This window comes from Microbacterium hydrocarbonoxydans (assembly GCF_900105205.1).
In the GTDB taxonomy this organism is placed as follows: Bacteria; Actinomycetota; Actinomycetes; order Actinomycetales; family Microbacteriaceae; genus Microbacterium; species Microbacterium hydrocarbonoxydans.
Genome location: NZ_FNSQ01000005.1, coordinates 992,318 through 1,006,213 on the forward strand (window position 1 = coordinate 992,318; position 13,896 = coordinate 1,006,213).

The window sequence follows — 13,896 nt, forward strand, 5'->3', positions numbered from 1 at the left end:
TGGGCGTCGGCACCATGCCGGTCCGCCCCCACGGCATACCCACCACCACAAAAGCTCGTCGATTCCGGCGTGCCGGTGGGTCATGATGTGAAACCCATCACGCTGTCACCGTGCAGCATTATGAGGAGAGAACGTGCCAACCATTCAGCAGTTGGTTCGCAAGGGTCGCTCGCCCAAGGTCTCGAAGACCAAGGCGCCCGCACTCAAGTCGAACCCGCAGCAGGCCGGGGTCTGCACCCGCGTCTACACCACCACCCCGAAGAAGCCGAACTCGGCGATGCGCAAGGTCGCTCGTGTGAAGCTCCGCAACGGGACCGAGGTCACCGCGTACATCCCCGGTGAGGGTCACAACCTGCAGGAGCACTCGCTCGTGCTCGTGCGTGGAGGCCGTGTCAAGGACCTCCCCGGTGTCCGTTACAAGATCGTCCGTGGCGCCCTGGACACCCAGGCCGTCAAGAACCGTAAGCAGGCTCGCAGCCGCTACGGCGCGAAGAAGGGCTGAGTCCAATGCCTCGTAAGGGTCCCGCCCCCAAGCGTCCCGTCGTCAACGACCCGGTATACGGCGCTCCGATCGTCAGCCAGCTGGTCAACAAGATCCTGGTCGACGGTAAGAAGTCGCTCGCCGAGTCGATCGTCTACAACGCCCTCCGTGGCGTCGAGGCGAAGAACGGCCAGGACGCCGTCGCCACTCTCAAGAAGGCGCTCGACAACGTGCGCCCCACTCTCGAGGTCAAGAGCCGCCGCGTCGGTGGCTCGACCTACCAGGTGCCGGTCGAGGTCAAGCCGCACCGTGCGAACACCCTCGCGCTGCGCTGGCTCGTCAGCTACGCCAAGGGTCGTCGTGAGAAGACGATGACCGAGCGTCTCCAGAATGAGATCCTCGACGCGTCGAACGGTCTCGGTGCAGCGGTCAAGCGCCGCGAGGACACGCACAAGATGGCCGAGTCGAACCGCGCGTTCGCTCACTACCGCTGGTAAACAGTTTCGCCCGCCCCCGATCACACATCGGGGGCGGGCACCCCCTCTTCGCAGTACGACTGCACAAAAGATAAGGACACTCCTGTGGCACAAGACGTGCTCACCGACCTGAACAAGGTTCGGAACATCGGCATCATGGCTCACATCGATGCTGGCAAGACCACCACGACCGAGCGCATCCTGTTCTACACGGGCGTCAACCACAAGCTCGGCGAGACCCACGACGGTGCATCGACCACCGACTGGATGGAGCAGGAGAAGGAGCGCGGCATCACGATCACGTCTGCCGCCGTGACCTGCTACTGGAACAAGAACCAGATCAACATCATCGACACCCCCGGTCACGTGGACTTCACGGTCGAGGTGGAGCGCTCGCTCCGCGTCCTCGACGGTGCCGTCGCCGTCTTCGACGGCAAGGAGGGCGTCGAGCCCCAGTCCGAGACCGTGTGGCGTCAGGCCGACAAGTACAACGTCCCTCGCATCTGCTTCGTCAACAAGATGGACAAGCTCGGCGCGGACTTCTACTTCACCGTCGACACCATCATCAACCGCCTCGGCGCCAAGCCGCTGGTCATCCAGCTGCCCATCGGCGCGGAGAACGACTTCATCGGCGTCATCGACCTCGTCGAGATGCGCGCGCTCGTCTGGGCGGGTGACTCCAAGGGTGACGTCACCATGGGCGCCTCCTACGAGATCCAGGAGATCCCGGCCGACCTCAAGGAGAAGGCAGACGAGTACCGTCAGCAGCTCCTCGAGACCGTCGCCGAGACCGACGACGCTCTGCTCGAGAAGTTCTTCGGCGGCGAAGAGCTGACCGTCGCCGAGATCAAGGGCGCGATCCGCAAGCTCACCGTCGCTTCCGAGATCTACCCGGTGCTCTGCGGTTCCGCGTTCAAGAACCGCGGTGTGCAGCCGATGCTCGACGCGGTCGTCGACTACCTGCCGAACCCGCTCGACGTGGGCTCGATCCAGGCGCACGACCCCAAGGACTACGACACGATCATCGAGCGTCACCCCGACGCGAAGGACCCGTTCGCAGCTCTCGCGTTCAAGGTCGCCGTGCACCCGTTCTTCGGTCGCCTCACCTACGTGCGCGTCTACTCGGGTCAGCTCGACTCCGGCGCCCAGGTCATCAACTCGACCAAGGGCAAGAAGGAGCGCATCGGGAAGATCTTCCAGATGCACGCCAACAAGGAGATCCCCGTCCCCTCGGTCACCGCCGGCAACATCTACGCGGTCATCGGTCTGAAGGACACCACCACCGGTGACACCCTGACCGACCCGGCCTCGCCGGTCGTCCTCGAGTCGATGACGTTCCCTGAGCCCGTCATCGAGGTGGCGATCGAGCCGAAGACCAAGGCCGACCAGGAGAAGCTGGGTGTCGCCATCCAGAAGCTCGCTGAGGAGGACCCGACCTTCCGCACGGAGCTCAACCCCGAGACCGGTCAGACGACCATCAAGGGCATGGGCGAGCTGCACCTCGACATCCTCGTGGACCGCATGAAGCGCGAGTTCAACGTCGAGGCCAACGTCGGCAAGCCGCAGGTCGCGTACCGCGAGACGATCCGCAAGGGCGTCGAGAAGTACGACTACACGCACAAGAAGCAGACGGGTGGATCGGGTCAGTTCGCGAAGATCCAGTTCAACATCGAGCCGCTCGACCTCGACGACGAGAAGACGTACGAGTTCGTCAACGCGGTCACCGGTGGTCGCATCCCGCGCGAGTACATCGGCTCGATCGATGCCGGCTTCCAGGACGCGATGAACGTCGGCGTGCTCGCCGGCTACCCGATCGTCGGCGTCAAGGCCACGATCGTCGATGGTGCGGCCCACGACGTCGACTCCTCGGAGATGGCGTTCAAGATCGCAGGATCGATGGGTATGAAGGAAGCCCTTCGTCGGGCGAACCCCGCGCTGCTCGAGCCGCTCATGGCGGTCGAGGTGCGTACTCCCGAGGAGTACATGGGCGACGTCATCGGCGACCTGAACTCGCGTCGTGGCCAGATCCAGTCGATGGAGGACGCCGCAGGCGTCAAGGTCGTCCGTGCACACGTCCCGCTGTCCGAGATGTTCGGCTACATCGGCGACCTGCGCTCGAAGACCTCGGGTCGCGCGGTCTACTCGATGGAGTTCAACAGCTACGCTGAGGTGCCCCGCGCCGTGGCCGACGAGATCGTCCAGAAGCACCAGGGCGCCGAGTAACACTTCCTGGGGGCCGGGTTCCGGCCCGGCTCCCAGGTCCCCTACAACTTCACATTCCCTCTCTACTAAACTGAGAACCTAACCCGTAGAGATCCGGTCGCAATCCAGTGCCCGGTGACCTCTACACGACGTCCTGAGGAGGACCAAGTGGCTAAGGCCAAGTTCGAGCGGACCAAGCCGCACGTCAACATCGGAACGATCGGTCACGTCGACCACGGCAAGACCACGCTCTCCGCAGCGATCTCGAAGGTGCTTGCTGACAAGTACCCCTCCGACACGAACGTGCAGCGCGACTTCGCTTCCATCGACTCGGCGCCGGAAGAGCGCCAGCGTGGAATCACCATCAACATCTCGCACATCGAGTACGAGACCCCGAAGCGCCACTACGCGCACGTCGACGCACCCGGCCACGCCGACTACGTCAAGAACATGATCACCGGTGCTGCGCAGATGGACGGCGCGATCCTCGTGGTCGCCGCCACCGACGGCCCGATGGCTCAGACGCGTGAGCACGTGCTGCTCGCCAAGCAGGTCGGCGTTCCGTACCTGCTGGTCGCGCTGAACAAGGCCGACATGGTCGACGACGAGGAGATCCTGGAGCTCGTCGAGCTCGAGGTCTCCGAGCTGCTCGCTTCGCAGGGCTTCGCCGAGGACGCTCCTGTCGTCCGCGTCTCCGCTCTGAAGGCACTCGAGGGTGACGAGAAGTGGACGCAATCCATCCTCGACCTCATGGAGGCCGTCGACAACAACGTTCCCGACCCCGTGCGCGACAAGGACAAGCCGTTCCTGATGCCCGTCGAGGACGTCTTCACGATCACCGGTCGTGGAACCGTCGTCACCGGCCGCGCCGAGCGTGGCACGCTGGCCATCAACTCCGAGGTCGAGATCGTCGGACTCCGTCCGACCGTCAAGACCACGGTCACGGGTATCGAGATGTTCCACAAGCAGCTCGACGAGGCATGGGCCGGCGAGAACTGCGGTCTCCTGCTCCGTGGTACGAAGCGCGAGGACGTCGAGCGCGGTCAGGTCATCGTCAAGCCGGGTTCGGTCACGCCGCACACCGACTTCGCTGGCACCGCGTACATCCTGTCCAAGGATGAGGGTGGGCGTCACAACCCGTTCTACACGAACTACCGCCCGCAGTTCTACTTCCGCACCACCGACGTCACCGGCGTCATCACGCTGCCCGAGGGCACCGAGATGGTCATGCCCGGCGACACCACCGACGTGACGGTCGAGCTGATCCAGCCGATCGCCATGGAGGAGGGCCTCGGCTTCGCCATCCGTGAGGGTGGACGCACCGTCGGCGCCGGTACGGTCACGAAGATCATCAAGTAAGCATCTGCTTCACTGGCACAGGGGTCGGACCTTCGGGTCCGGCCCCTTTGTCGTGCCCGGCGCGACACGCCCGTGCGACGTCGTGTTCCCCGTCCCTTCCGCCGACGCCCGGATCCGTGCAGAATGAACGTGCGCCGGACCTCCGGCGCCATCTATCGCATACAAGGGGGCCCGCATGGGTATCGAGGACACGGTCAACAAGGGCAAGGACCTTTACGAGCAGAACAAGGACAAGATCGCCGAGGCCGTGAAGAGCGAGCAGGCCGAGGACATCAGCGACAAGGTGCTCGACGGCGTCGCGGACTTCGCGAAGAAGATCGCCCCCGGCGCAGCGGACAAGATCGACGAGATCCGCGACGGCGCCGACAAGGCCGTCGGCAACGAGTAGCAGTCGGGTCCGGCACCCAGAGCGGCGGCTTCTCCGAAAGGGGAGCCGCCGCTCTTCTGCGTCCGGGACCAAGTATTCGCCGTCCCGGTATCGCGTTTCACAGGGCTGTTCGCGTACAATGGGATTCGATCGCCTGGGGAACTTGCGATCAGGGACAGTCGAAGGGGTTCGACTTCCCGAATTCACGCGGTCAACCGCGTCAAACTGGGGAATACGATTTTGGGGATCATCGTGCGACGCGCGCACTCTGTGCGCTCTGACGTCTTCCCGCCTGCGCGGCGGTTGCTCCGCCGCGCCCTCGGTCGAGGATCCCGGCGTCCCTTCACGCCGGATTCCTCGCGTTCGGTGTGCCCCCTCGCACTGAACGCCCTCCCCAAGCGGGGCGAGGCATGGGGATGCCTCGCCCCGCTCTCACCTGCATCCTGACCCGCGTCCTGACTCGCATGGTCGTCGGCATCGAAGCCGTCTTCGACCGCGCAGCGCACCCGTGACGATGGACGCACAGGGGATGCTCAGCCCCCGCGACACGCCCGGGTTTGCACAAGTGAAATCGGCCGTGGCAGAATAGACAGGTTCGACATTCCGGCGCGCTCAGCGAGGCCGGATCACCATCACGGCAGTGCATAGGCGGCGCAGACGCGCAGGGACCTAGGCCGCGGGTGGCAGAACGATCCCGACATCTTCATCACGAGGGCTCCGCCGTGCGCGGCGGAGGTCGGCACCCGCCCGTCTCAGGGCGTGCGGGATGACAGCAGAACAGTGGTGCAGCAGATCGACTCGCGAGAGCCGTTCGAGTGCCGAGGCGCGAACAGCGCCGACGTGCGTCCAATGCCCCTGGGTCACCCGGCCCAGGACGGTAAGACGCCTAAAGAGAGAGAGCAGACAATGGCGGGACAGAAGATCCGCATTCGCCTGAAGTCGTATGACCACGAGGTCATCGACACGTCCGCACGCAAGATCGTCGACACCGTGACCCGTGCGGGCGCGACCGTCGTCGGCCCCGTGCCCCTTCCGACCGAGAAGAACGTCGTGTGCGTCATCCGGTCGCCCCACAAGTACAAGGACAGCCGCGAGCACTTCGAGATGCGCACCCACAAGCGTCTGATCGACATCGTCGACCCGACGCCGAAGGCTGTCGACTCGCTGATGCGTCTCGACCTGCCTGCCGATGTCAACATCGAGATCAAGCTCTGAGGTCGGACATGGTTGACATCAACTCCAAGATTTCCAAGGGCATGCTCGGCACCAAGCTCGGCATGACCCAGGTGTGGAACGAGAACGGCAAGCTCGTTCCCGTCACCGTCATCGAGCTCGCCTCGAACGTGGTCACGCAGATCCGTACCCCCGAGAAGGACGGCTACAACGCCGTGCAGATCGCCTACGGCCAGATCGACCCGCGCAAGGTGAACAAGCCGCTCACCGCCCACTTCGAGGCAGCCGGCGTCACGCCGCGTCGTCACGTCACCGAGATCCGCACCGCGGATGCCGCTGACTACTCGCTGGGCCAGGAGCTCACGGTCGACGGCACCTTCGAAGCCGGCCAGCTCGTCGACGTCGTCGGCACGAGCAAGGGCAAGGGCTTCGCCGGTGTCATGAAGCGTCACAACTTCAAGGGCGTCTCGGCTTCGCACGGTTCGCACCGCAACCACCGCAAGCCCGGCTCGATCGGCGCATCGTCGACCCCGAGCCGCGTCTTCAAGGGAATGCGCATGGCCGGCCGTATGGGTGGCGAGCGCGTGACCGTCCTCAACCTCACGGTGCACGCCGTCGACATCGAGAAGGGTCTGCTGCTCGTCAAGGGCGCCGTCCCCGGTGCTCGTGGCCGTATCGTCTACGTCCGCAACGCAGTGAAGGGTGCCTGATCATGGCTGACTCCACTCTCGCGCTTGACGTCCTCAAGGCAGACGGCAAGAAGGCAGGCTCGATCGAGCTTCCCGCCGCGCTGTTCGACGCCAAGACGAACATCCCGCTCATCCACCAGGTCGTCGTCGCGCAGCTCGCGGCGGCTCGCCAGGGCACGCACTCGACCAAGCGTCGTGGCGAGGTCTCCGGTGCCGGCCGCAAGCCCTTCAAGCAGAAGGGCACGGGTAACGCCCGTCAGGGTTCCATCCGCGCGCCGCACATGACCGGTGGTGGAATCGTGCACGGCCCGAAGCCGCGCGACTACTCGCAGCGCACCCCCAAGAAGATGATCGCCGCCGCCCTGCTGGGCGCGCTCAGCGACCGCTTCCGCGGTGACCGCATCCACGCCATCGAGTCCTTCGGGATCGACGGCACGCCTTCGACCAAGACCGCGGTGAACTTCCTCACCAACGTCGTCTCGTCGAAGAACGTGCTCGTCGTGATCGAGCGCAACGACGACGTGACGCTGAAGAGCATCCGCAACCTGTCGAACCTGCACGTGCTGACGTTCGACCAGCTCAACGCCTACGACGTGCTCGTCTCCGACGACATCGTCTTCACCCAGGCCGCGCTCGAGGGCTTCATCGCCTCCAAGTCCGGCGCCAACCAGGAGGTCTCCGCATGAGCGAGCAGGCATCTGTTCTCCAGACGGCCCTGAACAAGGACCCGCGCGACATCATCCTGAAGCCCGTCGTGTCCGAGAAGAGCTACGGTCTCATCGACGAGGGTAAGTACACCTTCCTCGTGGACCCGCGCGCTTCGAAGACCGAGATCAAGCTCGCCATCGAGAAGATCTTCGGCGTCAAGGTCGCGGGGGTCAACACCCTGAACCGCGTCGGCAAGGCTCGTCGCACCCGCTTCGGCACCGGCAAGCGCAAGGACACCAAGCGCGCCATCGTGACCCTGAAGTCGGGCACCATCGACATCTTCACGGCAATCGGCTGATCCGGGGGATAAGGACAATCATGGCTATTCGCAAGTACAAGCCCACGACCCCGGGCCGTCGCGGCTCGTCGGTGGCTGACTTCGCCGAGATCACTCGATCGACGCCGGAGAAGTCGCTGCTGCGCCCGCTCTCGAAGACCGGTGGTCGCAACAACCAGGGCCGCATCACGACCCGTCACATCGGTGGTGGCCACAAGCGCCAGTACCGCGTCATCGACTTCCGTCGCAATGACAAGGACGGCGTGGACGCCCGTGTCGCTCACATCGAGTACGACCCCAACCGCACGGCTCGCATCGCGCTGCTGCACTACTTCGACGGCGAGAAGCGCTACATCCTCGCGCCGGCGAAGCTGAAGCAGGGCGACGTCGTCGAGTCGGGTGCTGGTGCCGACATCAAGCCGGGCAACAACCTCCCGCTGAAGAACATCCCGACGGGTACCGTCATCCACGCGATCGAGCTCCGCCCCGGCGGCGGCGCGAAGATGGCACGTTCGGCCGGTGCATCCGTCCGTCTCGTCGCCAAGGATGGCAACTACGCCCAGCTGCGTCTGCCCTCGGGCGAGATCCGCAACGTCGATGCGCGCTGCCGCGCGACCATCGGCGAGGTGGGCAACGCCGAGCAGTCGAACATCAACTGGGGCAAGGCCGGCCGTATGCGCTGGAAGGGCGTCCGCCCGACCGTCCGTGGTGTCGCGATGAACCCGGTCGACCACCCGCACGGTGGTGGTGAGGGCAAGACGTCCGGTGGACGTCACCCCGTCTCCCCGTGGGGTCAGGCTGAGGGTCGCACCCGTCACGCCAACAAGGAAAGCGACAAGTACATCGTGCGTCGTCGTAACGCCGGCAAGAAGCGCAAGTAGGAGTAAGAGAAGATGCCTCGCAGTCTTAAGAAGGGCCCCTTCGTCGACGAGCACCTGCTTCGCAAGGTGGTCGTGCAGAACGAAGCCGGCACGAAGAACGTCATCAAGACCTGGTCTCGCCGGTCCATGATCATCCCGGCCATGCTGGGTCACACGATCGCGGTCCACGACGGTCGCAAGCACATCCCCGTGTTTGTGTCCGAGACCATGGTCGGCCACAAACTGGGCGAGTTCGCGCCCACCCGCACCTTCCGCGGCCACGAGAAGGACGACAAGAAGGGCCGCCGCCGCTGACGCGGTGGCGATAGAGGAGAGAGAAATGGTGGAGTCCATCGCACGCGTGCGACACATCCGCGTGACCCCTCAGAAGGCTCGTCGTGTCGTCGCGCTCATCAAGGGCAAGCAGGCCCAGGAGGCTCTGGCGATCCTGAAGTTCGCACAGCAGAGCGCCAGTGAGCCGATCTACAAGCTTGTCGCGTCGGCCATGGCCAACGCGCAGGTCAAGGCGGATCGTGACGGCGAGTACCTCGACGAGCAGGACCTGTACGTGGCTAACGCCTACGTCGACGAGGGCACGACGCTCAAGCGTTTCCAGCCCCGTGCACAGGGTCGCGCTTTCCAGATCAAGAAGCGCACGAGCCACATCACGGTCGTGCTCTCGACGCCCGAGGCGGCTCCGGCCGCTGCAGGCGACAGCAACAAGAAGGCGAGCAAGTAATGGGACAGAAAGTAAACCCGTACGGCTTCCGCCTCGGCATCACCACGGACCACGTGTCTCGTTGGTTCTCGGACTCGACCAAGGCCGGTCAGCGTTACGCCGACTACGTGGCTGAGGACATCAAGATCCGTAACCTGCTGAAGACTCAGCTGGACCGCGCCGGCGTCTCGAACATCGAGATCGAGCGCACCCGTGACCGCGTCCGCGTCGACATCCACACCGCCCGTCCGGGCATCGTGATCGGTCGTCGTGGCGCCGAGGCCGAGCGCATCCGCGGCGACCTCGAGAAGCTCTCGGGCAAGCAGATCCAGCTGAACATCCTCGAGGTCAAGAACCCCGAGGCCGACGCTCAGCTGGTCGCACAGGGCATCGCCGAGCAGCTCTCTGCTCGTGTGGCGTTCCGTCGTGCGATGCGCAAGGGTCTCCAGGGCGCGCAGCGCGCTGGTGCCAAGGGCATCCGCATCCAGGTCTCCGGCCGCCTCGGCGGCGCCGAGATGAGCCGTTCCGAGTTCTACCGCGAGGGTCGTGTGCCGCTGCACACGCTGCGCGCGAACATCGACTACGGCTTCTACGAGGCGAAGACCACCTTCGGCCGCATCGGCGTGAAGGTCTGGATCTACAAGGGCGACCTGACCAACAAGGAGCTTGCTCGCGAGCAGGCCAACGCACCGAAGTCCCGTCGTGACGACCGTGGTGGCGACCGCCGCCGCGCGCCGCGCAACGAGGCCCCTGTCGCAGAAGGAGCGTCTGCCTGATGCTTATTCCCCGCAAGGTCAAGTACCGCAAGCAGCATCACCCCAAGCGTGATGGCCAGGCCACCGGTGGCACGAAGGTCTCCTTCGGCGACTTCGGCATCCAGGCACTCACCCCCGCTTATGTGACGAACCGTCAGATCGAGTCCGCTCGTATCGCCATGACGCGTCACATCAAGCGTGGTGGAAAGGTGTGGATCAACATCTACCCCGACCGCCCGCTCACGAAGAAGCCTGCCGAGACCCGCATGGGTTCCGGTAAGGGTTCCCCCGAGTGGTGGGTCGCGAACGTCAAGCCGGGTCGCGTCCTCTTCGAGGTCGCAGGCGTCAATGAGGAGCTCGCTCGCGAGGCCCTCACCCGAGCAATCCACAAGCTGCCGCTCAAGGCACGCATCATCAAGCGCGAGGAGGGCGACGCGTAATGGCGATCGGCACCAAGGAGCTCGCTCCGGCAGAGCTCGACACGTTCGAAGACCAGCGCCTCGTTGAGGAGCTGCGCAAGGCCAAGGAGGAGCTGTTCAACCTCCGTTTCCAGTCGGCCACCGGCCAGCTGGAGAGCCACGGCCGCATCCGCGCCGTCAAGCGCGACATCGCGCGCCTCTACACCGTGATCCGCGAGCGCGAGCTGGGCATCCGTGCGACGCCCGCTCCGGTCGAGGCTCCGGCCAAGAAGGCGACCAAGTCGAAGGCGAAGAAGGCGGACTCCGCTGACGACGCCGTGAAGGAAGAGGCTGAGTGATGGCCACCAAGAAGGAAGCAGCCGTCGAGGCGCAGTCGGCAGGACACGAGTCCTCCGAGCACGACGTCCGCGACGACAGCGCTCGCGGATACCGCAAGTCGCGTCGTGGCTACGTCGTCAGCGACAAGATGGACAAGACCATCGTGGTCGAGGTCGAGGACCGCGTGAAGCACCCGCTTTACGGCAAGGTCATCCGCCGCACTTCGAAGGTCAAGGCGCACGATGAGGCGAACTCCGCCGGCATCGGCGACCTCGTCCTGATCAACGAGACCCGCCCGCTGAGCGCCACGAAGCGCTGGCGTCTGGTGGAGATTCTGGAGAAGGCCAAGTGATCCAGCAGGAAAGCCGCCTCAAGGTCGCCGACAACACCGGCGCGAAGGAACTGCTCACCATCCGTGTCCTCGGTGGCTCGCGCCGCCGGTACGCGGGACTCGGTGACACGATCGTCGCGACCGTCAAGGACGCGATCCCGGGCGGCAACGTCAAGAAGGGCGATGTGGTCAAGGCCGTCATCGTCCGCACGGTCAAGTCCACGCGTCGTCCCGACGGCTCGTACATCAAGTTCGACGAGAACGCCGCCGTGATCCTGAAGAACGACGGGGAGCCCCGCGGCACCCGTATCTTCGGACCGGTCGGTCGCGAGCTTCGTGACAAGAAGTTCATGAAGATCGTCTCGCTGGCGCCGGAGGTTATTTAAGTCATGGCGAAGATCAAGAAGGGTGACCTGGTTCAGGTCATCACCGGAGCCACGCAGGAGCGTGGCGGCGACCGCGGCAAGCAGGGCAAGGTCCTCGAGATCCTGGCCGACAAGAACCGCGTCATCGTCGAAGGCGTGAACTACGTCACCAAGCACACGCGCGTCGGTCAGACGCAGCGTGGCACCAAGACGGGCGGCCTCGAGACTGTCGAGGCCTCCATCCACATCTCGAACGTCGCACTCGTCGACCCCTCGACCAAGAAGCCGACCAAGGTCGGCCACCGGGTCGAGGAGCAGACCAAGGACGGCGTCAAGCGCACCGTCCGCGTGCGGTACGCGAAGAAGTCAGGTAAGGACCTCTGATGGCAACCACCGACGCTGCGGTGGCTGGCAAGATCCAGCCCCGCCTGAAGGCGAAGTACAAGGCCGAGATCCAGCAGAAGATGCAGGATGAGTTCGGCTACACCAACGTGATGCAGATCCCCGGTCTGGTCAAGGTCGTCGTGAACACCGGTGTCGGTGAAGCGGCCCGCGACAGCAAGGTGATCGACGGCGCGATCGACGATCTCACCAAGATCACCGGTCAGAAGCCGCTCGTCACGAAGGCTCGCAAGTCGATCGCGCAGTTCAAGCTGCGTGAGGGCCAGGCCATCGGCGCACACGTCACCCTCCGTGGTGACCGTGCGTGGGAGTTCCTGGACCGCCTCGTCTCGCTCGCTCTGCCCCGCATCCGCGACTTCCGCGGTCTGTCGAGCAAGCAGTTCGACGGCAACGGCAACTACACCTTCGGTCTCCAGGAGCAGAGCGTGTTCCACGAGATCGATCAGGACAAGATCGACCGGGTCCGCGGTTTCGACATCACTGTCGTCACCACGGCGAAGACGGACGACGAGGGCCGCGCACTCCTGCGTCATCTCGGCTTCCCCTTCCGCTCGGAAGACGCCCAGGCGTAAGCGGTTTCGGGCGGGGCGCACGGCGCCCCGCCCGATCCCGTACAATTGAAGATTGCGTGTCATCGCAGGCCGTCTGTCGTGTAACGGCAGCCGGAACCTCATGAACAAAGGAAAACAACAATGACAATGACAGACCCGGTCGCAGATCTGCTGACCCGTCTGCGCAACGCGAACTCGGCGCATCACGACTCCGTGACCCTGCCGTCGAGCAAGCTCAAGACGCACATCGCCGAGATCCTCCAGCAGGAGGGCTACATCGCAGGCTGGGAGACGACTGACGCTCGCGTCGGGACGAACCTGACCCTGCAGCTGAAGTACGGCCCCAACCGTGAGCGTTCGATCGCGGGCATCAAGCGCGTGTCGAAGCCCGGCCTCCGCGTCTACGCGAAGTCCACCGAGCTCCCCAAGGTCCTCGGCGGCCTCGGCGTGGCCATCCTGTCCACCTCCTCCGGTCTTCTCACCGACCGTCAGGCAGAGCAGAAGGGCGTGGGCGGAGAAGTTCTCGCCTACGTGTGGTAATCGAAAATGTCGCGTATTGGACGACTTCCCATCGACGTTCCCGCGGGCGTGACCGTTTCGGTCGACGGCCGTGAGGTCGCGGTGAAGGGCCCCAAGGGTGAGCTCACCCTGACGGTCGCAAACCCCATCGAGGTCGCGGTCGAGGAGAACCAGGTTCTCGTCACCCGCCCCGACGACGAGCGCGAGTCCCGGTCGCTTCACGGCCTGACCCGCACGCTCATCAACAACAACATCATCGGCGTGACCCAGGGCTACACCAAGGGTCTCGAGGTCGTCGGCACCGGTTACCGCGTCGCTCAGAAGGGCAGCTCGGTCGAGTTCGCCCTGGGCTTCTCGCACCCGGTCCTCATCGATCCGCCCGCCGGCATCACGCTCACGGTCGAGGGCAACAACAAGCTCACCGTCAGCGGGATCGACAAGCAGGCTGTCGGCGAGGCAGCTGCCAACATCCGCAAGATCCGCAAGCCCGAGCCGTACAAGGGCAAGGGTGTGCGCTACGCCGGCGAGATCGTGCGTCGCAAGGCCGGAAAGAGTGGTAAGTAACCATGGCTCTCAAGTCAAAGTCTGACGCCCGCGCGCGTCGTCATGCCCGCCTTCGCAAGAAGGTCGTCGGCACCGAGGTGCGTCCGCGCCTCGTCGTCAACCGTTCGGCTCGCCACGTCTTCGTGCAGCTTGTCGACGACAGCAAGGGTCACACCGTGGCGTCGGCTTCGACGCTCGAGACCGACCTGCGCTCGCTCGAGGGTGACAAGACCGCCAAGGCCCGCAAGGTCGGCGAGCTTCTCGCCGAGCGTGCGAAGGCTGCAGGCGTTTCCGAGGCAGTGTTCGACCGTGGCGGCAACCGCTACGCAGGTCGTGTCGCCGCCATCGCCGACGGCGCCCGCGAGGGGGGTCTGGCACTGTGA

General features: G+C 64.7%; 22 protein-coding genes. All 22 read left to right on the plus strand.

Features of this window, described 5'->3' with window-relative positions:
- Positions 1–133: 133 nt before the first annotated feature.
- The 22 genes from rpsL to rplR all read left to right on the plus strand — a co-directional run bounded on the left by rpsL (position 134) and on the right by rplR (position 13,896).
- Positions 134–502 carry a 30S ribosomal protein S12 gene (rpsL, locus tag BLW44_RS05020; RefSeq protein WP_013584051.1) on the plus strand — a complete coding sequence of 123 codons (369 nt, stop codon included), beginning with the start codon at positions 134–136 and terminating at the stop codon, positions 500–502.
- A gap of 5 nt (positions 503–507) precedes the next feature.
- Positions 508–978, plus strand: a complete 471-nt coding sequence (gene rpsG / locus BLW44_RS05025) for a 30S ribosomal protein S7 (protein ID WP_050722490.1) — start codon at positions 508–510, stop codon at positions 976–978.
- 84 nt (positions 979–1,062) lie between these two features.
- Entirely contained in the window at positions 1,063–3,180 is a 2,118-nt protein-coding gene (gene fusA / locus BLW44_RS05030; RefSeq protein ID WP_060927235.1) for an elongation factor G, read from the plus strand.
- A gap of 147 nt (positions 3,181–3,327) precedes the next feature.
- Complete coding sequence (gene tuf / locus BLW44_RS05035; protein WP_053097508.1) at positions 3,328–4,518, plus strand: elongation factor Tu; 1,191 nt, start codon at positions 3,328–3,330, stop codon at positions 4,516–4,518.
- A gap of 175 nt (positions 4,519–4,693) precedes the next feature.
- Entirely contained in the window at positions 4,694–4,906 is a 213-nt protein-coding gene (locus BLW44_RS05040; protein WP_060927234.1) for a hypothetical protein, read from the plus strand.
- A gap of 885 nt (positions 4,907–5,791) precedes the next feature.
- A complete protein-coding gene (rpsJ, locus tag BLW44_RS05045; RefSeq protein WP_017201594.1) occupies positions 5,792–6,100 on the plus strand; it encodes a 30S ribosomal protein S10 in 309 nt (102 codons plus the stop codon).
- An 8-nt stretch (positions 6,101–6,108) separates the two neighbouring features.
- Positions 6,109–6,768, plus strand: coding sequence for a 50S ribosomal protein L3 (gene rplC / locus BLW44_RS05050; RefSeq protein ID WP_053097486.1), 660 nt, complete (start codon positions 6,109–6,111; stop codon positions 6,766–6,768).
- Between the two features lie 2 nt (positions 6,769–6,770).
- Complete coding sequence (gene rplD, locus BLW44_RS05055; protein ID WP_021201122.1) at positions 6,771–7,433, plus strand: 50S ribosomal protein L4; 663 nt, start codon at positions 6,771–6,773, stop codon at positions 7,431–7,433.
- A complete protein-coding gene (gene rplW, locus BLW44_RS05060; RefSeq protein WP_017829206.1) occupies positions 7,430–7,753 on the plus strand; it encodes a 50S ribosomal protein L23 in 324 nt (107 codons plus the stop codon). Before rplD ends, rplW begins: the two co-directional genes overlap by 4 nt.
- Positions 7,754–7,773: 20 nt before the next feature.
- Complete coding sequence (gene rplB, locus BLW44_RS05065) at positions 7,774–8,613, plus strand: 50S ribosomal protein L2 (RefSeq protein WP_060927233.1); 840 nt, start codon at positions 7,774–7,776, stop codon at positions 8,611–8,613.
- Positions 8,614–8,625: 12 nt separating this feature from the next.
- Positions 8,626–8,907: a 30S ribosomal protein S19 gene (gene rpsS / locus BLW44_RS05070; protein ID WP_017201589.1), complete on the plus strand. Its 282-nt coding sequence runs from the start codon at positions 8,626–8,628 to the stop codon at positions 8,905–8,907.
- 25 nt (positions 8,908–8,932) lie between these two features.
- On the plus strand, positions 8,933–9,331 hold the full coding sequence (gene rplV, locus BLW44_RS05075) for a 50S ribosomal protein L22 (RefSeq protein ID WP_060927232.1): 399 nt from the start codon (positions 8,933–8,935) through the stop codon (positions 9,329–9,331).
- Positions 9,331–10,086 carry a 30S ribosomal protein S3 gene (rpsC, locus tag BLW44_RS05080; RefSeq protein ID WP_060927231.1) on the plus strand — a complete coding sequence of 252 codons (756 nt, stop codon included), beginning with the start codon at positions 9,331–9,333 and terminating at the stop codon, positions 10,084–10,086. Before rplV ends, rpsC begins: the two co-directional genes overlap by 1 nt.
- On the plus strand, positions 10,086–10,505 hold the full coding sequence (gene rplP, locus BLW44_RS05085) for a 50S ribosomal protein L16 (RefSeq protein WP_053097481.1): 420 nt from the start codon (positions 10,086–10,088) through the stop codon (positions 10,503–10,505). The genes rpsC and rplP overlap by 1 nt, the downstream gene beginning before the upstream one ends.
- On the plus strand, positions 10,505–10,822 hold the full coding sequence (gene rpmC / locus BLW44_RS18415; RefSeq protein WP_017829202.1) for a 50S ribosomal protein L29: 318 nt from the start codon (positions 10,505–10,507) through the stop codon (positions 10,820–10,822). The genes rplP and rpmC overlap by 1 nt, the downstream gene beginning before the upstream one ends.
- Entirely contained in the window at positions 10,822–11,154 is a 333-nt protein-coding gene (gene rpsQ / locus BLW44_RS18420; protein ID WP_060927230.1) for a 30S ribosomal protein S17, read from the plus strand. The genes rpmC and rpsQ overlap by 1 nt, the downstream gene beginning before the upstream one ends.
- Positions 11,151–11,519: a 50S ribosomal protein L14 gene (gene rplN / locus BLW44_RS05100; protein WP_053097479.1), complete on the plus strand. Its 369-nt coding sequence runs from the start codon at positions 11,151–11,153 to the stop codon at positions 11,517–11,519. The genes rpsQ and rplN overlap by 4 nt, the downstream gene beginning before the upstream one ends.
- 3 nt (positions 11,520–11,522) lie before the next feature.
- Positions 11,523–11,882, plus strand: a complete 360-nt coding sequence (rplX, locus tag BLW44_RS05105) for a 50S ribosomal protein L24 (protein ID WP_056312869.1) — start codon at positions 11,523–11,525, stop codon at positions 11,880–11,882.
- A complete protein-coding gene (rplE, locus tag BLW44_RS05110) occupies positions 11,882–12,472 on the plus strand; it encodes a 50S ribosomal protein L5 (RefSeq protein ID WP_060927229.1) in 591 nt (196 codons plus the stop codon). The genes rplX and rplE overlap by 1 nt, the downstream gene beginning before the upstream one ends.
- Positions 12,473–12,592: 120 nt before the next feature.
- Complete coding sequence (gene rpsH, locus BLW44_RS05115; RefSeq protein WP_060927228.1) at positions 12,593–12,991, plus strand: 30S ribosomal protein S8; 399 nt, start codon at positions 12,593–12,595, stop codon at positions 12,989–12,991.
- 6 nt (positions 12,992–12,997) lie between these two features.
- Complete coding sequence (gene rplF, locus BLW44_RS05120; protein ID WP_060927227.1) at positions 12,998–13,534, plus strand: 50S ribosomal protein L6; 537 nt, start codon at positions 12,998–13,000, stop codon at positions 13,532–13,534.
- A 2-nt stretch (positions 13,535–13,536) separates the two neighbouring features.
- Complete coding sequence (rplR, locus tag BLW44_RS05125; RefSeq protein WP_029260926.1) at positions 13,537–13,896, plus strand: 50S ribosomal protein L18; 360 nt, start codon at positions 13,537–13,539, stop codon at positions 13,894–13,896.